The 23,303-nt window shown below is 59.8% G+C and carries 20 protein-coding genes and 1 tRNA gene; 20 read left to right on the forward strand and 1 reads right to left on the reverse strand.

Annotation, left to right across the window (positions count from 1 at the left end):
- Nucleotides 1-13: 13 nt before the first annotated feature.
- Nucleotides 14-535 carry a hypothetical protein gene (locus H567_RS0100940; RefSeq protein WP_028319957.1) on the reverse strand — a complete coding sequence of 174 codons (522 nt, stop codon included), beginning with the start codon at nt 533-535 and terminating at the stop codon, nt 14-16.
- Nucleotides 536-751: 216 nt separating this feature from the next.
- Between H567_RS0100940 and H567_RS0100945 the strand changes: the two genes are divergently transcribed.
- From H567_RS0100945 to H567_RS0101045, 20 genes are all read left to right on the forward strand, one after another.
- The gene (locus H567_RS0100945; protein ID WP_244155397.1) at nt 752-1,150 is read left to right on the forward strand and encodes a response regulator; all 399 of its coding nucleotides are present in this window, start codon (nt 752-754) and stop codon (nt 1,148-1,150) included.
- A 15-nt stretch (nt 1,151-1,165) separates the two neighbouring features.
- The gene (locus H567_RS22340; protein WP_051184353.1) at nt 1,166-1,918 is read left to right on the forward strand and encodes a DVU0298 family protein; all 753 of its coding nucleotides are present in this window, start codon (nt 1,166-1,168) and stop codon (nt 1,916-1,918) included.
- Nucleotides 1,919-1,933: 15 nt separating this feature from the next.
- Nucleotides 1,934-2,551, forward strand: coding sequence for a poly-gamma-glutamate hydrolase family protein (locus H567_RS22345; protein ID WP_051184354.1), 618 nt, complete (start codon nt 1,934-1,936; stop codon nt 2,549-2,551).
- 138 nt (nt 2,552-2,689) lie between these two features.
- Nucleotides 2,690-3,646 carry an ABC transporter ATP-binding protein gene (locus tag H567_RS0100960; protein ID WP_028319959.1) on the forward strand — a complete coding sequence of 319 codons (957 nt, stop codon included), beginning with the start codon at nt 2,690-2,692 and terminating at the stop codon, nt 3,644-3,646.
- Nucleotides 3,643-4,389: an ABC transporter permease subunit gene (locus tag H567_RS0100965; protein WP_035252978.1), complete on the forward strand. Its 747-nt coding sequence runs from the start codon at nt 3,643-3,645 to the stop codon at nt 4,387-4,389. Before H567_RS0100960 ends, H567_RS0100965 begins: the two co-directional genes overlap by 4 nt.
- 255 nt (nt 4,390-4,644) lie before the next feature.
- Complete coding sequence (locus H567_RS0100970; RefSeq protein ID WP_028319961.1) at nt 4,645-6,201, forward strand: GldG family protein; 1,557 nt, start codon at nt 4,645-4,647, stop codon at nt 6,199-6,201.
- Nucleotides 6,202-6,266: 65 nt separating this feature from the next.
- A protein-coding gene (locus H567_RS27665) for an IS5 family transposase (protein ID WP_435051117.1) occupies nt 6,267-7,104 on the forward strand; the annotation gives its coding sequence in 2 pieces (ribosomal slippage) (nt 6,267-6,671 and nt 6,673-7,104; 837 coding nt in all).
- A gap of 94 nt (nt 7,105-7,198) precedes the next feature.
- Complete coding sequence (locus H567_RS0100985; RefSeq protein ID WP_028319964.1) at nt 7,199-7,459, forward strand: hypothetical protein; 261 nt, start codon at nt 7,199-7,201, stop codon at nt 7,457-7,459.
- Nucleotides 7,456-8,616, forward strand: a complete 1,161-nt coding sequence (locus H567_RS0100990; RefSeq protein ID WP_028319965.1) for a DUF4340 domain-containing protein — start codon at nt 7,456-7,458, stop codon at nt 8,614-8,616. The genes H567_RS0100985 and H567_RS0100990 overlap by 4 nt, the downstream gene beginning before the upstream one ends.
- Nucleotides 8,570-9,409 (forward strand): ATP-dependent sacrificial sulfur transferase LarE, encoded by an 840-nt coding sequence (larE, locus tag H567_RS0100995; RefSeq protein ID WP_084516701.1) that lies wholly within the window; start codon nt 8,570-8,572, stop codon nt 9,407-9,409. Before H567_RS0100990 ends, larE begins: the two co-directional genes overlap by 47 nt.
- 243 nt (nt 9,410-9,652) lie before the next feature.
- Entirely contained in the window at nt 9,653-11,422 is a 1,770-nt protein-coding gene (locus tag H567_RS22350; protein ID WP_051184355.1) for a YcaO-like family protein, read from the forward strand.
- A gap of 121 nt (nt 11,423-11,543) precedes the next feature.
- A complete protein-coding gene (locus H567_RS0101005) occupies nt 11,544-12,650 on the forward strand; it encodes an inositol-3-phosphate synthase (protein WP_028319967.1) in 1,107 nt (368 codons plus the stop codon).
- A 102-nt stretch (nt 12,651-12,752) separates the two neighbouring features.
- Nucleotides 12,753-14,444 (forward strand): FG-GAP-like repeat-containing protein, encoded by a 1,692-nt coding sequence (locus H567_RS0101010; RefSeq protein WP_028319968.1) that lies wholly within the window; start codon nt 12,753-12,755, stop codon nt 14,442-14,444.
- A 215-nt stretch (nt 14,445-14,659) separates the two neighbouring features.
- A complete protein-coding gene (locus tag H567_RS0101015) occupies nt 14,660-16,003 on the forward strand; it encodes a hypothetical protein (protein WP_028319969.1) in 1,344 nt (447 codons plus the stop codon).
- A 53-nt stretch (nt 16,004-16,056) separates the two neighbouring features.
- A complete protein-coding gene (locus H567_RS0101020; RefSeq protein ID WP_028319970.1) occupies nt 16,057-19,104 on the forward strand; it encodes a fused MFS/spermidine synthase in 3,048 nt (1,015 codons plus the stop codon).
- Nucleotides 19,105-19,244: 140 nt separating this feature from the next.
- Nucleotides 19,245-20,825 carry a phosphoglycerate dehydrogenase gene (gene serA, locus H567_RS0101025; RefSeq protein WP_028319971.1) on the forward strand — a complete coding sequence of 527 codons (1,581 nt, stop codon included), beginning with the start codon at nt 19,245-19,247 and terminating at the stop codon, nt 20,823-20,825.
- A gap of 23 nt (nt 20,826-20,848) precedes the next feature.
- On the forward strand, nt 20,849-21,268 hold the full coding sequence (locus H567_RS22355; RefSeq protein WP_028319972.1) for a DUF1844 domain-containing protein: 420 nt from the start codon (nt 20,849-20,851) through the stop codon (nt 21,266-21,268).
- A gap of 91 nt (nt 21,269-21,359) precedes the next feature.
- The gene (gene ispE, locus H567_RS0101035) at nt 21,360-22,259 is read left to right on the forward strand and encodes a 4-(cytidine 5'-diphospho)-2-C-methyl-D-erythritol kinase (RefSeq protein ID WP_208598301.1); all 900 of its coding nucleotides are present in this window, start codon (nt 21,360-21,362) and stop codon (nt 22,257-22,259) included.
- A 9-nt stretch (nt 22,260-22,268) separates the two neighbouring features.
- A tRNA-Gln gene (locus H567_RS0101040) sits at nt 22,269-22,343 on the forward strand.
- 27 nt (nt 22,344-22,370) lie between these two features.
- Nucleotides 22,371-23,300, forward strand: coding sequence for a ribose-phosphate pyrophosphokinase (locus H567_RS0101045; RefSeq protein ID WP_244155398.1), 930 nt, complete (start codon nt 22,371-22,373; stop codon nt 23,298-23,300).
- The last annotated feature ends 3 nt before the right edge of the window (nt 23,301-23,303 follow it).

Raw genomic sequence — 23,303 nt, forward strand, 5'->3', positions numbered from 1 at the left:
AGGATCTTCCGGCTCATGAGTTCTCGGCCCCGTTGCCTTCAATGTCGATGCCTTCCACCAGAGGACTTCCCGGGGCGAAGGCTGCGCAGCGGTTGTACAGCCGGATGTTTTCCCTTACCATTTCGTTATAAAAGGCCCTGGAGGCGTCGGCGTCCGTCGGCCGGGGTGACTGCACAAGAACCTCCTTCGTGAAGGAAAGGATGATCGCCTGGCAGCATTCTTCGAGCATGAAGAAGAGCTCCCGAAATCTCTGTTGATTTCCCCCGAGCCCCTGGATGATCTTCAGCATACCCGGTCCTATCCGAACACCGATGGCGTGCTGCAGCATCTCTTCTGCCTCGGGTCCGACAGGGTGCTTCCATCGCCGGACTTGGTGATTCACTTGTGTGATTTCGAGGTCTGGAAGTTCGACCGTGACTTCAACGAGGGCATCGATGAAGGTGTCCCGCAGGACGCAGGATGATTTCATACACTCAGAAGAGATTCTTTCGACAACGGTGGAGCGGTTTCTTGAAAAGATCAACAGATGGCCCATCAGGATCGCCTCCAAGGTGGAAGATGAGCGGCCAGGCTGACTAAGAGACCCTACTCCCCGGTCCAATCGCTTGTCAAGGGTCCTTTGGCGGATTTCTCCGGATTGCCTCGGCAGGAGGGGCCGGGATGCTTTGAAAGGGCTTCCCCTCCCAATTCTGCTTGACCCGCCTCGGCGAGGTCGCTATCCTGAACCAGTTGAAATATGGATATCAAATAGGTGAGATCTCAGGAAAGCAACGAAGCCATGCCGCGCATTCTGATCATAGACGACGACGACCAGATCCGGTCCATGTTGAGACAGTTCCTGGAAATGAAGGGCTACGACGTGGATGATGCCGATGACGGGAACGTAGGGATCGCGCGGTACCGTCAAAATCCCGCCGATCTGGTGATTACGGATGTTCTCATGCCCGGGAAAGAAGGCATCGAAACGATTCGCGATCTGCGCCGGGACTTTCCCGCAGTCAAGATTATCGCCATATCCGGCGGAGGTCAACTGGGTCCCGAGACTTATCTTCACCTGGCCGAGGCGCTTGGCGCCCATAAGATATTTACGAAGCCCTTCGCCTTGAACGAGTTCCTCCAGGGTGTCGAAGATGTGTTGGAGGCCTGTTAACCCCAGAAACCACTCATGACCGACCAGGCTGGTCTCGATGTGAATCCCGAACCCATGCCAAAGCAGCCCGCCCGCTCCAGACAGATCAAGACCGAAATGGCGCGTGTATTCGGCGAGATGGATGCAAAGACCTGCCGGGCGTTCATCTCGTCTCTCGCGCCGCGCACAGCCGTGAACCCCCTTTTTTCGCTGCTTCTTCATCCCGTGCCGCTTGTGAAGTGGCGGGCGGTTCAGGGATTCGGTGTCGTTGCGGAGCGCCTCGCCGGGGAGGATATGGAAGGGGCAAGGACGATCCTTCGCCGGATGATGTGGCAGTTGAACGACGAATCGGGCGGTATCGGGTGGGGGTGTCCGGAAGGCATGGGTGAGATCGTTGCCGTCCACGCCGGTCTGGCCGTGGAATTCCACCAGGTTTTGATCTCTTATATCCGGGAAGATGGGAATTTCCTCGAATACGGGCCGCTGCGCAGGGGCGCGCTCTGGGGCGTAGGCCGGGCTGCGGAGACGAGGGCGGATTTGATGCAGAAGGCAACGGAGCCCCTTCTCGGTTTCTGCCAAAGCGACGATGCCGAAGAATGCGCGCTGGCGGCGAGGGCCCTCGGACAGTTGTCGGCCTCTTCTGCACTGTCCCTGCTCGAGTCGCTCCGGGCCGATGCCCGTGAAGTGGTCCTGTTTCTGGAGGGTACGCTGCGCCCCTGGCGTGTGGGGGATGTGGCGCAGGAGGCCGTCGAGCGCGTGCGCCGGGCGTCCGCCGAAAACCATGCATAAGGAGAGTTGGACCCTATGGTGGGATATGCGAGTTTTCAGGTGCTGCGGCTGGAGCAGGCCTTAGGCAGGGACTATGACATTCGGTTCAGACCTGCCGGACCGACCGGCATCCTTGTCATGGCACTGCATGGGGGCGGTATAGAGCCGGGTACCGGTACTCTGGCCGAGGCTATTGCGGGAGATCTGCACGGCTTTTACTGCTTCAGGGGGATAGGGGCCGCGGGGAATGCAGCTCTCCGCATCCCAAGCCATCTCTTCGACGAACCCTGCGCCGTGGAGCTCGCCTGCGCGGCTGAATCGGTTCTTTCCATTCATGGATGCCGCGGTCCCGATTGTTGCGTCTATCTTGGGGGCCGCGATGATGCGCTGAAGGAAGCCGCCCGGGAGGCGCTCAACGCCGCCTCTTTTACGGTCAGCGAGTCGGCCCGTTTCCCGGGTGTCAACCCGATGAACCTCTGCAACCGCGGGCGTTCCGGCAAAGGACTCCAGCTCGAACTGACAGCCGGGCTGCGACGCGCCCTTCTGGGGCGGAAGGATGAAGGCCGTTGCAGGAATGGGGGGTTCGGGCGTTTTGTCAAGGCCCTCCAGGATGTTTTGACTGTCTGCTCGGGGAAACCGGTCGGAGGGGACTGATACGGATTCTTTGAAGGGGCCCGGGGCCTGCAGCCAGACAGGGATTTTTCGGCCTGCCGGACGTGTTCCGCCGGGGGGCACAGGCCACGAGAGAGGAAGAGCGGAGGAAAAAGGCGCTTCAGCAGGGGTTTTTTAAAGATGATCGAAGTCGCGGCATTGACGAAATGGTTTGGGCAGAAGCGGGCCGTGGATGGGGTGTCCTTCCAGGTGGAGCGGGGGGAGGTCCTGGGTTTCCTGGGGCCGAACGGCGCCGGAAAGTCCACGACCATGCGCATGATCACCGGTTTTCTCCCCCCGTCTTCAGGGCGCGTGCGGATCGCCGGAGCGGATATTCTGGACGATCCGCTCATTGCGCGTCGCCGATTCGGATATCTGCCGGAGAACGCGCCGGTTTATCCGGAGATGACGGTGAACGGCTTTTTGAAGTTCATTGCGGAAATCAGGGGGTTTCGCGGACGCGAAACGGCCGGCAGGGTGGATGCCGTCATGGAAAGGTGCTATCTCGGGGAGGTCAGGAGCCAGCCGGTGCACACGCTTTCAAAGGGCTACAAACAGCGGGTCTGCCTGGCGCAGAGCATCCTCCACGACCCGGACTACCTGATCATGGACGAGCCCACCGACGGGCTGGACCCCAACCAGAAGCACGAGGTCCGGCAGATGATCCAGGAGATGGCCCGGGAGAAGGCGGTCATCCTGTCGACGCACATCCTGGAAGAGGTGGATGCGGTTTGCACACGCGCCATCATCATCGACCGGGGACGGATCGCCGCCGACGATACGCCGGGGGCCTTGCGGGCACGATCTCCGCACCACGGCAGTATCCGGATCACCGTTCAGGGGGACGGAGGGCGGAACCCGATGGAGATTCTGCAGGCCGGGGAGCGGGTGAGGGCGGTCGATGGTCTGGCGGAGGCCGGCGGGTGGAAGGTCATCAGGATCCGGCCGGTCGATCCTAGAGACGGGGCTGCCGAGATGGTTCTCGGTTTATGCCGTGAGTCGGGCTTGCGCGTAGGTTCCATCACCGTCGAAGAAGGACGTTTGGACGAGGTTTTTCGAATGATCACGACTTCCGGAACGCCGGAGGGGCATCCATGAGCGGGGCGTTGCAGAATACGTGGACGGTCGCCAGGCGGGAACTTGGCGGGTACTTCGGTGCCCCGGTGGCCTACGTCTTCATCATCATCTTTCTGTTGCTGACCGGATTTTTCACCTTTTCCGTCGGACGGTTCTACGAGATGGGGCAGGCCGATCTGGCGCCTTTTTTCCTTTGGCACCCCTGGATTTTCCTTTTTCTGGTGCCGGCTGTAGCGATGCGCCTTTGGGCGGAAGAGTGGCGGACCGGAACTATCGAGCTGCTGATGACGCTGCCGGTGAGCATCCCTCAGATCGTGCTCGGAAAATTCCTTGCGGCATGGCTATTCATCGCCATCGCGCTGTTCCTGACCTTTCCCCTTGTGTTGACGGTGGCCTATCTCGGAGATCCCGATCTGGGTGCCGTAGCCTGTGGTTATGCGGGCAGTCTCCTCATGGCGGGCGCCTATATCGGTATCGGCGGGATGACCTCTTCCCTGACCCGCAACCAGGTGATCAGTTTCATCGTGTCGCTGGTTATCTGCCTGTTTCTGGTCTTGGCCGGCTGGCCGCCGGTCACCGGCATGCTTGCGGGCTGGGCGCCGGCATGGTTGGTGGATACGGTCTCGGGGCTCAGCTTTATGCCCCATTTCATGGCCATGCAAAGGGGCATCCTGGATGTGAGGGATGTCATCTACTTTTTCTCGGTGATCTTTTTCATGTTGTCCGCAACAGGCGTGATTCTCCGCAACCGCCGGGCTTTCTAGGGTTCGGGCAGCCGTCTGCCCGCTCGAGGCCACCGACTGGGTTCCGTGGATCCCGGGAATCCGCTGAGGCCGCCGCTCGTGCCGGTTCTACCCTTTCGGGGCGGATCCTTGCGCGGGCAAGCGCGCCGATGGGCGCCGAGAGCGGCGGGGCGGGCCGTTTTCAGGGGAAATGGGGCGGGCTGGACACCCGGTCGGGTTCGTTGCGAATGGCTATGAAGGGCCGGATCGTATCGGATGGAACAGGAGAAGTCTTCTATGGAAAAAGGTTACGATTTCAGGAGGACGGTGATTTCGGCTGTGGGGCTGGCAGCCCTCTTCCTCATCGTGATGCTCGTCAATGTCCTGCTGTCTTTTGTCCCCGCGCGAATCGACGCCACCGAGGAAAAGCTCTACTCGCTCTCGGAGGGAACCCGCAACATCCTGGCTCGCCTGGATGAGCCGGTGACGATTCAGTTTTTTTTCAGCCGGGAGAGCGCCGACCTCGTCGGGCAGATGAAGCTCTACGCGCGCCGGGTTGAGGATTTCCTTTCGGAGTATGAACGTGCCGCCGGAGGAAAGATCGTGATCGAGCGGGTTGATCCCAAGCCGGACTCCGATGCGGAGGACTGGGCTTTGAGCTACGGGCTGAAATCGCTTCCAACCGGGGGCGGTGAGCCGTTTTACTGCGGCCTGGCTTTTCTGTGCCAGGACCGGGAGGAGGTCATCGAATTTCTAGATCCCGGCAGGGAGGACCTTCTCGAATACGATGTCACCCGTTCGATCCAGCGGGTGTCGGCCGGTGCCAGGGGTGTCGTGGGGGTGATCAGCCCGCTGCCGGTCCTCGGGGCAGACCCGGGGCAGCCCGGGGCGGGGTTTCAGCAGGCCGATTCCCGGCCCTGGTTTTTTGTCGAAGAGCTCAGAAAGACCTACGAGGTTCGGGAGGTCCCCCTTTCGGCGGACAGGATCGACCCGGATGTGGACCTGGTGCTCCTCGTACATCCGAAGGATCTGGAGCCGGGAATGGAATATGCCTTGGACCAGTATGTGCTGGGGGGCGGCAGGATGGCGGTTTTCGTCGATCCGTTCTGTGTATCCGATACCGGTCGACCAATGATGTCCGGTGCGGTGCCTTCGTCTTCTCTTCCGCGTTTGTTCGGTGCCTGGGGAATCGATGTGGAAAGCGGCCGCATGGTCGTCGATTTCGAGCATGCCACGACGGTTCGCGGCGCGACCGGCCAGACTGAAAACAACCCGCTTATCCTCTCGATCGGGAAGGATGGGCTCGATGCCGGAAACGTGGTCACCTCGCGCCTCGAGCAGATGCTCTTGCCGGTAGCCGGGGCGATTGCACGCAAGCCGGGCGCCTCTGTGGATTTCGAGCCGCTGGTTTCAACGGGCAGGGAGGCCGCGCTGGTGGAGACGGCCCGGCTGAGGGAGGATCCGGCCGGGCTCCGGAAAGGCTTTGCCCCCGGCGGGCCCTATCCCGTTGCGGTGCGGATCGGAGGACATTTCGAGAGCGCCTTTCCCGATGGACCTCCGGCCGATGAAAGCGGCGGCGAAGAGGCTTCTCCTTCGGGAGGGGCCTCCGCCCACCTCGATAAGGGGCTGAAGAGTGCGGCCGTCATTGTGGCGGCCGACGTCGATTTCCTGGCCGACCGCTTCAGCGTCCAGCGGGGCAGTGTCTTCGGATTCAATGTTGCGCAGACATTCAATGACAACCTCAATTTCCTGGCGAATGCGTGTGAAATCCTGATCGGAGGGGATGATTTGATCGGGATTCGAAGCAGGGGGACATTCGAGCGGCCCTTTGACAAAGTGCTTATCCGTAAATAAAATGTACTTTTCTCACGACTTTTGCTATCCTGGCAGCCATCTTGAACCTTTGCGATGGAGGCCCTATGACAAAAATTCAATCGTGGGAAGTATCCGATGCCTTTTGGGAGAGGGTTAAACCCCTTGTGCCGGCGCCCGAGCGGGATCCAGAAAAATCTTACAAGCGCAAAATCGGCGGCGGAAGAAAGCCGATGCCCCCCCGGCAGATTTTTGAAGCCATCATGTACGTGCTCAGAACCGGCTGTCAGTGGAAAGCGCTTCCCAAGGAACGTTTCGGAAGTCCCAGCGCGATCCACACCCACTTCATGCATTGGATGCGTGCAGGCTTTTTTGTCGCCTTGTGGAGAGCCGGGCTTGCCGAATACGATGAAATGGAGGGCATCGCCTGGAGTTGGCAAAGCATCGACGGGGCGATGGTCAAGGCTCCCCTGGCGCTGGAAGCGGTTGGTCGGAATCCGACCGACAGGGGAAAAAAATGGGACCAAACGCCATCTGCTGGTGGACGGCCGTGGTGTCCCGCTGTCGCTCGTCGTGACCGGAGCAAACCGGCATGATGTGACCCAATTGGAACTGGTGCTGGAAGAAATCGTCATCGACCGTCCCACCGATATCCAGCAGAATCTGTGTGCGGATAAAGCCTATGATGGCAAACCGGCATTGGAGACCATCGTTGCGCACGGTTATATTCCTCACGTGAAAACACGGGGGGACGAGCGCCAGGAAAAAAAGCGCAATCCCGCATGGAAAGCCAGAAGATGGGTCGTTGAAGTGAGTCATTCATGGTTCAATCGCTTCCGTAAACTCCTGGTTCGCTATGAGAAACTCAGCGATACCTATATGGCTTTGCTGCATATGGCTGCTGCTATCATCGCCTACCGAAAAGTAGGCGTTATTTACGGATAAGATCAAAGTCATTGCGCTTGAACGGGCGGCGCAGGCCAGGTGGCTCGACAAGGAAAACGAACTGCAGGAGAGGATCGAGGCGACCAACCGGAGGTTGCGTGAACTCCAGCAGCAGAAGGAAGAGACCCAGAAGCTCGTTCTGAGCCCGGAGCAGGAGGCGGAGATCGAACGTTTCCGGGAAGAAAGGCGGCGGATCAATCAGGAACTGAAGCGGGTGCGTAAGAACCTGAGGGCGGATATCGACAGACTCGGGGCGGTCCTCAAGGGGGTGAACATCTTTCTGATGCCTGCCCTGGTCGCTGTCTTCGGTTTGGGGTACGCGGTTCATCGGCGAAAGAGGATGAGGGGGAAATGAAGGCGAAACAGGCGATCATTCTGGTGCTGATCCTGGCTGTGCTGGCAGGGGCGACGGCGCTGACCCTGCGGTTGAAGCAGCCGTCCGGAGAGGGCCTCCTTGGCCGTACGCTGCTTGAGGATCTGCCCTGGCAGGATATCGCCGCCGTTTCGATTCGCGGGTTGGAAGGCTCAGTGGGCCTCGCGGAGCGGGACGGCCGCTGGGTGGTGTTGGAGCGGGAGGGTTACCCGGCCGATTTTTCACGCATTGCCGCCCTCGTGAAGGATGTCCGTGAGGCGAAGATCGGGCGGGTTTTCGAGCCCGATCAGGAGACCCTGGGGCGGTTGGGTCTGAAAGATCCGGAGGACCACGCGGTCCAGGCGGCGGAGGCGGCAACCCTGCTGACGCTGATGAACGCCGAGGGGGAAAGACTGGTGGAAATGGCTTTGGGCACGGACAAGCCTTCCAATCAGGGTGCCGCTGCCGGCCGGTATGTCAGGTTGAACCGGCTGCCGGGCGTTTACCGGGTGGATCGTTCCCTTGCCGTGAGCTGCCGGCCTGCCGATTGGCTGGATAAGCTGATTCTGAAAGTCGCGCCCGCCGACATCTCCGAAATCGTCTGCCGAGAGGCCGGCGTTGGCCGGGTCCGTTACCGTCTGAAACGGAATGCGCCGGAGCAATCTCTTACCCTGGAAAATCTTCCCGAACGTTACGTTTTGGACCCGGAGAAGCTGCGGCGTTTGAGCGACGCGGTTTCTTCCCTGCAGATGCTCGACCTCGAGGGCCCCCGCAGGAGCGAGGGATCCGATGGGGGCAGCTTCCCCGTGGTAATAGCCTACCGGCTGTTCAACGGGGTGGTGTATCGGATTTACCCGGGCGCCGCGTGTGTGGATGAGAAGGGCTGCCCTTTGCGGGTGGCGGTTGCCTGGGAGCCGCAGGAAAAGGATGCGCCGGACGACGAAGCCGCTGCGTCCGCAGCTGAAACCGCGTCCGAAGGGGACGCTCCGGGGGAGGACCCTTCCGCCAGGGCTGCCGCCGAGGCTGCCAGGCTGGAGGAGAGGACGTTTCTTGTACCGGAATGGCAGCATCAACATTTTGTCTTGCAGGTGGAAGATCTGCTGGTAGCTCTCGATGAAGAGCCGGACTACGGACATGGACAAGGTCCTGGCCGAAGATAAATTCTCGGCCCTGCTGGACGCCCTGAAAAGGCTGGATTCGCTCGTTGTCGCCTTTTCCGGGGGGGTCGACAGCACACTGCTCCTGGCTGGGGGTAAGGCCGCCCTCGGAAAGGACCGGGTGCTGGCTGTCACGGCTGCATCCGCCATCCGTTCAAGCGGAGAAACATCCTATGCGGTGGAGATGGCGGGCCACCTCGGGGTGCGGCAACGGGTTTTCGATCCTCGGGAAATGGATCTGAAGGCCTTCATGGCCAACGACCGGGACCGTTGTTATCACTGTAAACGTCTTCTTTTCAAACGGATTCGGGAGATCGCCGAAGAAGTTGGCCTTGCCCGCGTGGCCCACGGGGCGAACCGGGACGACCTGTTGGATTTCCGTCCCGGGTTTCGAGCTGCGGAGGAAGAGGGAATTCTTTCGCCCCTGATGACAGCAGGGCTCGGGAAGGCGGAAATCCGTGCGTTGGCGGGCCGTATGGGCCTTCCGAATTGGCGGAGACCTGCCATGGCCTGTTTGGCCACCCGGATTCCCTATGGGGAACCCCTGACGGAACGCGGCCTGAGACGGGTGGAGGAGGCGGAGGCCTATCTCGACGATCGGGGCTTTTCAGGGATCCGGGTCAGAAGCAGCCTGGGAGTCGCCCGGATCGAAGCGCCGGTGGAGGATCTGCACCGGTTCCTGGATCCGGGCTTTCGTGCAGGCCTAATGGAGCACTTCCGGTCGCTCGGTTTCAGCCACATCTCGATCGATCTCGAAGGGTACCTGCCCGGAAAGGTGAATCGGCCGGTCGACTGAAGCGGATCGCTCCCGAAGGTGGACAAGGCCGCCTTCCGGCATTATACTGCATCTCGTTCAGAAACAGACCCGCCCCGCTTTGGCGCCGCCCGAGGCATCCTGGAGGAACAGGAGCGTCCGACCGGCCACCGCCCTCCATTTCCACGGGGCCGCGCCGGTGATCCCTCAGCGCTGCAGGCGAACGATCGCGGCCGCGATCGGCTGTAAAGCCCATTTCAGACATGAAAGCAGAATAGGAGGCCGATGCCTTACACCATAACCTTAAAGGATGCCTACAAGCATTTCACGCTGGACCAGGATAAGGTCCTGACACCCGAGGAAACCGTAGGGCGTTTCAGGCGGAAACTTGCTTCACTGGATCTGGACATCCTGGCCGAGACGGTCCGGATCGATAACGGCCGCATCGGGATACCGGTCTATTTCAGTGTCTGCGGCAGGGATGCAGAGGCGGTCACCGGCACGCGCAAGCAGATGGGCAAGGGCGGAACACCGCAGCAGGCCGAGGCGAGCGCCGTGATGGAGCTGGCCGAGCGTTTCAGCTTCTTCAGTTTCTGCCGGGACGATGCCCATTTTACGCTGGATTGCTGGGACAATCTGAAGGAACGCGCCGTCCCGCTCGAAATGATCGCCCGCTCGGTGCACGATACCTCGGAGGATGTCGACAAGGCCCTGGAGATCTTCGCGCGGCTCCCACTCAGGTGGACGTGGGGGTACAATCTGACGCGGAAAGAAGCGGTGCTGATCCCCTTCGACTGGTTTTTCGCGATCAACGAGTTCAACGGCACTTCCGCGGGAAACTGCGTCGAAGAGGCCCTGCTCCAGGGGTTGTGCGAGGTGGTCGAGCGGCATGTCTCGAGCCTCGTGAGCAGAGGGCGGCTCAGGGTTCCGGCGATCGACCTCGACACGGCGCGGGATCCGCTGGTGAGGGAAATGCTTGCGAAATACCGTGCCGTTGGGATCGAACTGGTTGCGTCCGATTTTTCCCTGAATACGGGTATCCCGACGGTGGGGGTTCTGGCGTATGACCCGGCGACCTTCCCCCACAGGAGTGAAATCGTCTGGACGGCGGGAACCACCCCCGACCCGGAAAAGGCCCTCAGCCGGGCTTTGACGGAGGTGGCCCAGCTCGGTGGGGACTTCGACACCGGCTCGAACTATGTCGCGAGCGGGTTGCCGAAGTTCAGGACGCTCGATGAGGCAGCCTTCATCCGCAAGGCAGGGGGAACGGTCGGGCTGTGTGATTTGCCGAATCTTTCGGACGCCAATATCCGTGTGGAGGTCGAAAACTGCGTGGACGCCCTGGCCGGCAGGGGGATGGAGGTGCTCGTGATCGATGTCATCCATCCCCGGCTGGGCGTGCCCGCTTTCTATACGATCATCCCCGGCGCCCACTTCAGGGAGCGTGCGGCGGGGACCAGTGTAGGGATGTTTACGGCCAAAATCATGGCTGAAAAGGGAGATCCATTCCGGGCCCTGGGGGGGCTCGATCGAATGGAGAAGGCGCTTCCCGGCCGATATTACGTCCACTTTTACAAGGGCATGGCGTACCTCGAATCCGGCCGTCATCCCGAGGCCCTCGAGGCCTTCGAGCGGGCGTTGGGCCGCGATCCCAAGGAGGAGGATATCCCTACCATCCTTGTTTATGCGGCGGTATGCCTCAAGGAACTGGGGCGGTACAGCGAGTCGATCGCGGCCGCCCGGCGGGCGGAAGGGTATGATCCCGAAAGGACGGATGTGTTCAACCTGATGGGATTTTGCTATTTCAAACTGCGGGAACACGAAAAGGCTATTGCGTGTTTTGAGCGGTCTATCGAGTTGGATCCGTCCTCGGCGATCGACTATGCAAATATTGCCTCCAATTACCGCGATATGGGAGATCGGGAACGGGCCATCCATTATTATCGGCTTGCATTGGAGATCGATCCGGGAATAGGATTCGCTAGAGAGAATCTCGATCGGCTGACAATGGGAAAGACCGGCGGAGGCAGCGGTCCAAACGGCCATGGAGGATGAGTTACAGGCCTGACCGCGTGCGGATGGATTGAAGACCGGGGCCTGCGCCCCGAAGGCATGGCGAGTCTGCGGCGTGAGTACCTGCGTTGATCGGATGGAAACGAGGGAGGACTGAGCTGACATGGACAGGATCAGGATTGCCATTGCCGGTTTGGGGAATTGTGCAAGCTCTTTGATCCAGGGGATCGAATATTACCGTCGGAAGGAAGAGCATGAAGCCATCGGTTTCATGCACTGGAAGATCGGTGATTATCGGCCCGGAGACATCGAAGTAGCGGCGGCCTTCGACATCGATGCAAGAAAGGTCGGCAAGGATGTCTCATCCGCCATCTTCGAATTGCCCAACTGCACGCGCACGATAGAAGGGAATATTGCGCCCACGGGGGTCAAGGTCCGGATGGGGCGTGTGCTGGACGGCTGCGCCGCGCACCTGAGCCGCTATGATGAGCGGTTTCGCTTCGTACCCGCGAAGCAGAGAGAGCCTGACAAGGACGAGGTGGTCTCCGTCCTCGAGGAGTCCGGCGCCCACATGCTGCTTAATTACATGCCGGTCGGCTCCGAGCAGGCGGCAAGGTTCTATGCCGAGTGCGCGCTGGAGGCAGGGATCGGTTTCATCAACAATATGCCGGTGTTCATTGCCAGTGATCCGGTTTGGGGGGAGCGTTTCGCCGCCAAGGGTGTCCCGGTGATCGGGGATGACATCAAGTCCCAGCTGGGGGCGACGATTGTGCACCGCGTGCTGACCCATCTCTTCGCCAACCGGGGAGTCAAGCTCGAGCGCACCTATCAGTTGAATACGGGCGGGAACACGGACTTCCTCAACATGCTCGACCGCAGCCGCCTCGCCTCGAAGCGGGAGTCGAAGACCGAGGCGGTGCAATCGCAACTGGGGGCGAACCGTTTGGAGGACGAGCAGATTCATATCGGGCCTAGCGACTGGGTGGCCTGGCAGAAGGACAACAAGGTCTGTTTCATCCGGATGGAAGGAAAGCTTTTCGGCGATGTGCCGATGAATCTCGAGCTGCGGCTCTCGGTCGAAGATTCACCCAACTCCGGCGGGGTGGTCATCGATGCGATCCGCTGCTGCAAGCTGGCTCTTGAACGCGGAAAGGGCGGCATCCTTTATTCTCCTTCCGCTTATTTCATGAAGCATCCGGCGAGGCAATACACCGATGAGGAGGCCTGGCAGATGACCGAGGATTTCATCGCCGGGAAGAGGGAGGATTGAGACAGGGATTCCCCGGGCTCCCGATCTTTGAGGTTGACCCGCGGGTTGAGTGGGTGCTATTGACGAATTGATCTGAAACGCTTTCCAGGAGAGGCTGGTTCTATGAAGCGCGTTTTGTCGACATTCATTTTTTCGGCCGTTGCGGCGGCCGTATTCGCTCTGATGCCCGGACCCTCGGGCCCCTTGGCCGCCGAGCAGCCGGTGAAGATCGCTGTTCTCCCCTTCACGATCAATGCGGAACGGGATCTCGGATTCCTCCGGGAGGGCATTCAGGACATGCTCGCTTCACGCCTCTACTGGAAGGACCGCGTCGAGGTCATCGACAAAGGGGTGATCCGGGAGGCTGTCGCGGAGGAAAAAGGGCCCCTGAACGTCGAGACGGCCGGGGCCCTGGGGCGGAAACTGGGTGCCGATTATGTGCTTTTCGGCAGTCTGACGGTCTTCGGGGAAAGTGTGAGCATGGATGCCACGATGGCGAGCCTGACGAAACAGGAGACCCCCGTGACCGTTTACGTTCAGACCCAGGGGATGGAGACCGTCATCCCCGAGATCGACCGCTTTGCCCAGAAAGTCAACGGTCAAATCTTCGGGCGCGTGCCCGAGGTTCAGACCGCCTACGCGCCGCCGGCTGCCGGCACCGGTCCGGGGGTATCCCCTTTGAACCCGAATTTTCAGCAACTCCAGCAGGCGGATGCCATGCAGCAATCCTTCTGGAAAAGCAAGGTTCTCCATACGGAGCTGCGGGGGCTCGATATCGGAGACCTCGACGGGGACGGCAAGAATGAGTTCGTGCTGATCGAAGGGATCGATGTGGTGGCCTACCGCTGGGAAAACGGCGCCATGCGCCGGCTGGGTTCACACACCTCCGCCGACAAGAACCGGTTCGTCGCGGTGGACGTTGCGGACATCAATGGGAACGGCCGTGCCGAGATATTCGCCAGCAGAGTGAGCGGCCTGAATGTGACGTCCATGGTGCTCGAATTGGGTCCGGGCGGCCTGAAGCCGATCGTGGAAAATTCCCCCTGGCTGTTCAGGGTCATGTCTTGGCCCGGCAGGGGAAAAATTCTGGTTGGCCAGAAAAAGTCGATGGGTCCGACGGGCGGCTACACCGCCTTGATCCGGGACTATTTCGAGCCGGGCGTGTTTGCGCTCAGTTGGAAAGACGGCCTTTACGCCGCGTCTGAGGAAGCGCCCCTGATCGATCAAAAGGATATTTATATCTACAACTTTGCCGTCGGGGATCTGGACGGGGACCAGACGGCCGAAGTGGTGATGATCGACCGGGACTATCACCTTCACCTCAAGGATCTTTCGGGGGCCTTGCTGTACGAGTCCAGTGACCTGTACGGAGGGAGCCTCAATTACATCGTGACCAATCCAGAGCCCGATGCGACCCGGGAGACTGCGGCGAGCGCCATGAAGACCGCCTTCCTCTATATCCCCGCCCGGATCCTGATCGAAGACCTCGACGGCGATGGGCGGAACGAGGTCATCATCAATCGCAACAAATCGATGACCGGCGGCTGGACGGAGCGGCTGAAGGCCTTCAAGGACGGCCGGATCGCCGCCCTGCTCTGGAACGGCCTCGCGCTCGAACCTATCTGGGAATCGCGCAAACTGAGCGGCGCTGTGTCGGACTATCAGATCAAGGACCTCAACAACGACAACCGGCCGGATCTGGTCGTCGGACTGCTGGAGGACCGGAAGGTGTCTATGGTGACCAACGGCCGGAGCATGGTGGTCAGCTATGAACTACAGCTCCCTGCCGAGGGGGGCGCAACCGGATCCAGATAGATTCCATGAGTCAGCCAATTTATGCTTGACAAGCACGTGCCAAGATGTTAAAAAAACGCAACTATTATGTCTAGAGTTTTGTCAGGAAATATCGGGCCCTTAGCCGAAAGCGGGGCGATTCTGGAAAGGAGGTGGTGCTGAGTACAGCCTTTGAATGCTTCATTTTTGGGTGAGGATGAAGTAAGAATTCAACCATTCCTTAGGAGGAAAGAGTGATGAAAAAAGTGCTTTTGGGCGTGATGGCCCTGGCCATCGCCTTTGTACTGGCGGTGCCTGCCATGGCCGAAGTCAAGCTGACGACGACCGGCTACATGGATGTCAGGGGGATCATGGTCAAGGAAAACATCGTGAACGACCCCACCTTCGAGGCGGAGTCCACGAACGCCTACTACAAGCAGAAGATGGTGATCGATCCCGTTCTCCACATCAATGACAAGATCCGGATCCACGGCCGCGTGACCATCATGGAGAGGTTCTGGGAAGGCAGCATGGGCACGGGCCTCGGCGATGACATCACCAAGACGGATGACCGTGTCAATTACCGCGCCAAGAACAACAACTTCTGGTGGGAGAGGCTGTACCTGTCCTTCCCGCTGCTGGGTGGGCATCTTTACGTGGGCCGCCAGTCCGGTGGCGCCTGGGGTACCTGGTTCCAGGATTGGGACAGCAACCGTGACCGTGTCAAGTGGGTCGGCAAGCTTCCCAACTCCAACATCGTGCTGGCAGCCGGTCTCGAGAAGCTGAATGAAGGTGACGGCGGTTTTGTCGGCGCCAACTATCGGTCCTTGACCCTCAATCCGGTCCCGAACGATGTCTGGACCAAGAGCTACGATGACATCAACGCCTACTTTTTGGGTTCGGTAATCCCCTTCTCGAAGAGCTTTGTCTACAAACCCCTCCTCTATTACATCCAGTTCCAGTCCCTCGAGGGGTATGATTTCCTCTTCGCCAACCAACTCACCTACACCTCCGGCCCGTTCATGGTGGATGCCGAGATCAACTGGCGCAAGCGCGACTGGGATGTGACAGGCAGGGAAGGCAGTCAGATCTCCGGCTGGGTGGAAGGCACCTATGCGATGGGCCCCTTCACCATGGGCCTCGGTCTCTTCTATCTGCAGGGCGAGGATGCCGTCAGCGGCACCGACAACGACTCCATCTGGTCGGTCGGCCCCGAGTTCCAGCCCTATTTCCTGTTCTTCAGCGAAGATGTCGGCCTCCTGTGGGATACGCTGGGCGTGCCGAACGGCAGCGTGGGAGCGAGCGGATATGAATCCATCTACGTGAAGGGTTCTTACAAGATCAGCGAGACCATGAAGCTGACGGGCGTCCTCGGATATCTCCAGGCCTCCGAAATGGAGTGGGCCGGCGTGGACGATTACCTCGGCATGGAGTTCGACCTGAACTTCGAATGGAAGCTCATGGACAACCTGAAGTATGTGGTCGATCTCGCCTATCTGAAGGCGGGCGATTACTTCGAAGATGTGACCACGGGTGCCTTTGGCAGGGATCTGACCAACGATCCTTATGGTATGCGGCATATGCTGGTCATCCAGTGGTAACCATCTAGGACGGCTTTCAACCTCGAAGGGCTTCGGCCCTTCGAGGTTTTTTTATGATGAAGATCTCGATTCTCACGCTTGCCTGCTTTTTCTTTTCAGGCCTGGCCGGCCTGATCTACCAGGTGATCTGGGTGCGCCTGCTCGACAAGGTCATGGGGAGCGCCCCGTTTGCCGTGGCGACCGTCTTGACCGTATTTATGGGCGGGTTGGCCCTCGGAAGCTACTGGGCCGGCCGGTTGATCGACCGCGGGATGGACAGGCGCCGGCTTCTGCTGCTCTACGGGAAACTGGAGGGCCTGATCGGCCTTTACGGCCTCCTGATCCCCCTGCTTCTGGTAATGCTGAAGCCGCTGTACGCCGCGGCTTATCGGAATCTGTACGATTCGTTCTGGCCCTACACCGCGATCGCCTTCCTCGGATGCGCCCTTATCCTGATCATCCCGACCGCGTTCATGGGGGCGACCCTGCCGATCCTTTGCCGGTTTTATGTCGAAGCGCTGGACCATCTTGGGAAACGGACCGGATCGCTTTACGGTCTGAATACGGTGGGGGCGGCGGCCGGCGCCTTCTTGACCGGGTTTTACTTGATCGAAGCCTTTGGTCTTTGGGGATCGGTCGGTGTCGCGGCCGGGTTGAACGGCCTGGTGGCCGTGGCCTGTTTTGCTGCCGGGCGCAGGAACGGCCCGTTGGAGGAAAAGCGAGGCCGGGCTGTCAAGCGGGCGGAGGCGCGGGTGAAGCCTCCGGCCGCCCTGGAGGGGGCCCCGGTCTGGCCGCTGTGGATTTTCGGGGTGTCCGGATTTTGCGCGATGGCCTACGAGGTTTTCTGGACGCGGCTGCTAGGGTTGCTGCTTGGGCCGACACCGTATTCTTTCGCCCTGGTGGTCGGGACGTTCATCGTGGGACTGGCGGTCGGGGCGCTCGTCTTCGGCTGGGTTGCGGACCGCTCCGGCGGCGCCGGCTGGCTGTTGGGCACGCAGGCGGCTGCGGCCCTGTCGGCGTTGTTCGTCAGTCACCTGCTCGGAAATAGTCAGGTCTTCTTCGCGAAGCTGATTTATACCTTGAAGGACGATTTTGGTGCCATGGTATGGTCCCAATCCCTGCTGCTTTTTGCCCTGATGCTGGGACCGACGATCTTGTGGGGTGCCGCCTTTCCGCTCGTGAACCGGCTGACGGCGAGGTCGGTGGAGACCATCGGAGGGAGCGTCGGCAAGGCCTATGCCTTCAATACTGTGGGTGCCATCCTCGGATCGCTCTGTGCCGGATTCGTCCTCTTGCCTTTTCTCGGCAAGGCTGCGGCTATCCGGTCGATTGGCGGGCTGCAGCTCGCTGTGGCGCTGGTTTCGTGGATCGTATGGTCGATCACTGACGGCAGAAGCAGCAGAAGGTTCGCTTTGGGGGCCGGATTGGCTGGGGCAGGGCTGAGCGTTTTCATATCGTGGCATGTCCCGTCCTGGGAGAGGCAGCTCCTTTCCTACGGGAGGTATCATAACTTCAGGGCGGTCGCCGCCGATCTGGAGCGGAGCGGCTGGCTCGATGCGCTGCTCCGCGGTGGCCAGGTGCTTGCGAGGCACGAAGAAGGGCGAGAGGTTGTGTTCTTCGAGGACGGCCCGGGAGGGTTTACGACGGTCGAGCGGATGGTGGACAGCCTCGGGGTCGAGCGGTTTACACTTCTGAACAGCGGCAAGCCCGATGCTTCTTCTCATGGAGACCGGTCGACGCAGACCTTGCTGGCCCATGTGCCTCTTCTTTTCCACCCGGGGGCCCGCACGGTGATGGTGCTCGGGCTTGCGAGCGGTATGACGGCGGGAGAGGTGCTGCACTATCCGGTTGAGAGGGTGGATGTGCTGGAGATCAATTCTGCTGTGATCGAGGCGGCCCGGTTTTTCGAGCCATGGAACAACGGCTGCCTGGATGATCCGCGGTGTCGGCTGATCATGCAAGATGGACGAAACCACCTCGCCTTGAGTGACGAGCGTTACGACGTCATCATCTCTGAACCCTCCAACCCATGGATGGCTGGCCTCGCGAACCTTTACACCCGTGAATTCTTTTCTCTCGTCTCGGAATGTCTGCGGGACGATGGGATTTTCGTGCAGTGGATTCACTCCTACGAAATGGATTGGGACACCTTCGCGATGGTCGGGCGGACCTTCGCTGCGGTTTTTCCGGAGGGGGTCTTGTTTACGACCTTGACTGGAGGCGGGGATTACCTGCTCGTGGGAGCGAAAGGGAGGGCCGTCCTGGACTTCGAGACGGCCGGGGGGAATCTTCGCTATGCCGCCCTTTCAAAGAATATGGTGCTTCCGGATGCGAGGGTGCTTTCTAATCTGGTTGTGGCGGAGAACCTCCAAACCCTGTTTGGCACGGGGCCGCTGCATACGGACAATCGTCCGCTGCTGGAATTCGCCGCCCCGAGGGTCCTGCATGTGAGCGACACAGGTATCGAGGAGCGGATTGCGGCAAGGGGCACCATTTCGAGCAGGACCCGCGCCGTGGTGGCGGGTCGAGACCCCGCACGGGCGGTGCTCGATCTGATCGAGTTCGGCGCATCGGTGGGAAACCCCCTTTTCGGAGTCGTCGACCCCGGGGCGATGGCCGAATCCGACCGCGGGCGGTATACAGGGATCCTCGATGCCTATTGCGAGAGAGAGGCGGTCAGCGACTACAGCGAGCTTCCGGAGGGTTTGTTCAGGCAAAGGTGTGCTGAAACACAAGCCGCGTTGATCCGTGCGCATCTCCGGACCTATCCGGAGGATGCCGGGGCCTGGTACAGCCTCGGGCTGGCGCTTGGCGTGGCGGGTGATTCGAAGGGGGAGGTGGAGGCCTTCGAGGAGGCGGTGAGCCTGGATCCGTTGCACGCGAAGGCATGGAACAATCTCGGGATCGCGTATATGCGGAATGGTGTGATGGACGAGGCGGAAAACGCCTTTCTGAGGAGTGTGCGGGTCGCTCCGACGCATGCCAATGCCTATTTCAATCTGGCACAAGTACAACTCGAGAAGCAGGATTTCAAAGAAGCCGAACGGTACCTGGAAGAGGGTTTAAAGCAGGAAGAGCATCCAAGAGCCAGGGCGCTGCTGCAGGAGATTCGCGCACGCTGACGGGAAGGCCTGTTGGGCTGCTTCGAATTGCTTGACAAGCATCGATGACATGCATAGCATAAAAACTTTTCGTAAATGCGTTTGCAGCCTTTCCGGCGTTGCCGGGCCCATTTCAACCTCGTCAGAAGGAGATTTGAAACATGAAGGTTTTGATAAGTGATCCTATGTCGGAAATCGGCATCAAGGTCCTGGAGGAGACGCCGGGCATCGATGTAGACGTCAATACAGGGCTTACGCCGGAGGAGTTGAAAGGGATCATCGGGCAGTATCATGGGCTGGCCATCCGGAGCGCGACGAAGGTCACGGCCGATATCATCGCCGCCGCCACGCAGCTGAAGGTCATCGGCCGCGCCGGCATTGGGTTGGACAATGTCGATATCCCCGCCGCCAGTCAACGGGGGATCGTGGTGATGAACACGCCCGAAGGAAACACCATTACGACGGCGGAGCATACGATCGCCATGATGATGGCCCTCACGCGCAACATTCCTCAGGCGACGGGCTCGCTGAGGGAAGGCAAGTGGGAAAAGAAAAAGCTCAAGGGCCGGGAAGTCTTCAATAAGACTCTGGGGCTTATCGGAGCGGGGCACATCGGGAGGATCGTGGCTGACCGGGCCAAAGGCCTGAAGATGAAAGTGATCGTCTACGATCCGTACATCAAACCCGAGAGCATTGAAAAGATGGACCTGGAGCCGGTTTCGTTCGATGAATTGCTGCAGCGCTCCGACTATGTGACGATCCACACACCGAAGACCAACGAGACGGTGAACATGTTCAATGCGGACACGTTCGCGCGGATGAAAAAGGGCGCGATGTTGATCAACTGCGCCCGCGGCGGCATCGTGAACGAGGCGGATCTCTATGATGCGCTTGTGTCCGGGCAGCTCGGGGGCGCGGCCCTCGATGTCTTTGCGAGCGAACCCCCTGGGGCGAACAAACTGCTGGAACTCCCCACTTTTATCTGCACCCCGCATCTCGGGGCATCGACCACCGAGGCGCAGGATAATGTCGCCAAGGACGTGGCCGAGCAGATCGCCGCCTATCTTTTGCACGGTTCCGTGAAAAATGCGGTCAATGTGCCGAGCATCAGCAGTGAACTGATGAGCATCCTGCGCCCCTACGTCACGTTGGTCGAGCGGATGGGCGCCTTGCAGTCGCAGCTGGCCGAAAGTGCGGTCCTCGAGGTCAAGATCCATTATGCCGGAGCTGTCAGCCAGTACGACATGGCCCCCCTCACGACCGCGGTCCTGAAAGGTCTCCTCACGCCGATTCTGAAGGATGACGTCAATTTCGTGAACGCGCCTTACATCGCGTCCGAGCGCGGAATCAAGGTCGTGGAATCGAAGAGCCAGACCTCCGAGGATTTCGCGAGCCTCGTCGCACTGACGGTCAAGACGCTCGAGGGGGAGAATATCGTATCCGGGACGATCTTCGGCAAAGACCGGCCCAGAATTCTCAGAATCAACAACTTTTACATGGAAGCGATACCGGAAGGACACATCCTGTTGATTCAGAATCAGGACAGCCCGGGGGTTATCGGGCAGATCGGGATGACGCTCGGAAAATTCGGGCTCAATATCAGCCGTATGCATGTCGGCGAGGAGAAAGAGAAAAAGCAGAATGTCATCATCCTGACGACCAGCACGATCGTCAATGATGACGTGCTGGAAGCTCTGAGGGGGCTTCCGAATGTGTTTGCGGTGAAGCGGATCGAATTGTAATTTTTCTACGTTTGGGGAAGGCGATGGAAGAGGAAGAAAAGGGTTTTGTCATCAAGGATCGCCGTGCCTTCGACCAGCAGGGCGAACTGAAGGAGAAGGCGCCGGCCGAAGAGCCGAAAAGGGAGATGGCTCACGGCCCCGGGGCGGAGGATGCCGGGAGGGATTCGGGAAAAGCCAAAAAGGCGGAGATCCCGCCGCTGCCTCCCGTCACATTCTCGACACTGATTCTGAGCCTGAGTTCATCGGCGCTCTTCAATCTGGGGGAAATCCCGGATCCTCAGTCCGGTGAAAAGAGCAAAGATCTGCAATTGGCGAAACACGGCATCGACACAATCGGCATGCTGAAGGAGAAGACCGCGGGCAACCTGACCAAAGAGGAGCAGAACCTTCTGGAAAGCATCCTGACGGATCTGCGCTGGCGGTACGTCAAGGCCGTGCAATAGGGAGGATCGCGTCGGGGTGGATGGAGTCCCGATTCTCGTTGGATCCACTGCCGGGTGCGGGGTGTGAGTGGACAGGAGGCAGGCCGCTGCTTTGGGAGGCGACGAACGCGAAAGGGATAAAACGCCCCATGAGTGCGGAGGCAACGGGGTGCATCTCTTTGCACCGGCCAAACTCAATTTGCGGTTGAAGGTGATCGGGCAACGGCCCGACGGGTATCATGAGTTGGTTTCTATCATGGTGCCGGTCGGGCTTTTTGACGAATTGGATATCCGGTTGCAATCGGCGGAAGGGATTCGACTGGTCTGTAAAGGCAGGTTCGCCCTCTCGTCAGGGGAGGACAATCTGGTGTATCGGGCGGCGGTTGCTTTTCTGGATGCCGCCGGGCTCACTGCGGGGCTGGCGATCGAACTCATCAAACGCATCCCCGTGGCGGCGGGGCTTGGAGGGGGCAGCAGCGATGCGGCGGCGGTGCTCCTCGGGCTCAACCGATTGTTCCACCTTCCCTTCAGCCAGGGGCGCCTCCTGACGCTTGCAAGGTCGCTGGGTGCGGACGTCCCTTTTTTTATCGATCCAAAACCCTGTATCGCCAGAGGGATCGGCGATCTCATCGAGCCTTTGGATGCGTGGCCGCAGCTTTGGTATGTTCTGGTGAACCCGGGGATGGCGGTATCCACGGCCTGGGCCTTTCGCCGTCTGAAATTAGAGTTGACAACAGGGGAATATGCCTATATAGTAAAAACCTTGAAAAAAAGGCCTCTTGAGCTCTCTGAGCTCCTCGAAAACGACCTTGAAGCGGTCACCGCCGCCCATTATCCCGCCATCGGAAAATTGAAGGAGGCCCTCAGGGGGGCGGGGGCTTTGGGTGCGCTGATGTCTGGGAGCGGCCCTACGGTCTTCGGGGTGTTTGAATCCGAAAGACAGGCCTCTCTTGCTGCAGATCGACTACTTGACGAGGGTTGGCCGCACGTCTTTGTGGTGCGAGGCATGTAAATCATCCGTTGGGGTGTCGTCAAGCGGTAAGACACGGGCCTTTGGAGCCCGCATTCGGAGGTTCGAATCCTCCCACCCCAGCCATTTTTTATGATGTTTGGAAAAATAGATATGAAGCTTTTCGGCGGGACCTCCAACCCAACCTTGACCCTCGAAGTCTGCAACTACCTCGGTATCGAGCCCGGAAAGATTACCACCAGGACCTTCAGCGACGGCGAGACCCTTGTAGAGATCGGCGAAAATGTCAGGGGGCGGGATGTTTTCATCCTCCAATCAACCTGCACACCGGTCAACGACAATATTATGCAGCTTCTGATCATCATGGATGCGCTCCGGCGCGCCTCCGCCGAAAGGATCACGGCTGTCATCCCTTATTACGGTTATGGGCGTCAGGACCGCAAAGTCAAACCCCGCGTTCCCATCAGCGCCAAACTGGTCGCCGACCTGATCACGACGGCCGGTGCCCACCGGGTTGTGTCCATGGATCTGCATGCCGGGCAGATCCAGGGATATTTCAATATTCCCGTCGACAACATCTTTGCCGCTCCCATCCTGCTCAAGTATATCCGGCGGCACTTTCATAACGACCTGGTCATCGTTTCACCCGACGCGGGCGGCGTCGAGCGTGCGCGGGCGTTTGCGACGAGGTTGAACGCCTCTCTGGCCATTATCGACAAGCGCCGGGAAGCGCCGAACGTGGCGCAGGCCATGAACATCATCGGCGAGGTGCGGGGTAAGACGGCCATTGTCCTCGATGACATGGTGGATACCGCCGGGACGCTCACGCAGGCCGCACAGGCCCTGCGCGACCGCGGTTCGGTGTCCATCCATGCCTGCTGCACCCATCCGGTCCTTTCGGGGCCGGCCGTCGAGCGCATCGAGGCCTCGAGCATCGACAGCCTGGTTGTCACCAACACCATTCCCTTGAATGACAAGGCCAAGACCTCCAAACGCGTCGTCGTCCTTTCGGTGGCGGAGCTTTTGGGGGAGACCATCAAGCGAATCCACAATTCCCACTCAGTCAGCACGCTCTTTGTTTAGGGC

It is taken from the genome of Desulfatiglans anilini DSM 4660 (genome assembly GCF_000422285.1).
In the GTDB taxonomy this organism is placed as follows: domain Bacteria; phylum Desulfobacterota; class DSM-4660; order Desulfatiglandales; family Desulfatiglandaceae; genus Desulfatiglans; species Desulfatiglans anilini.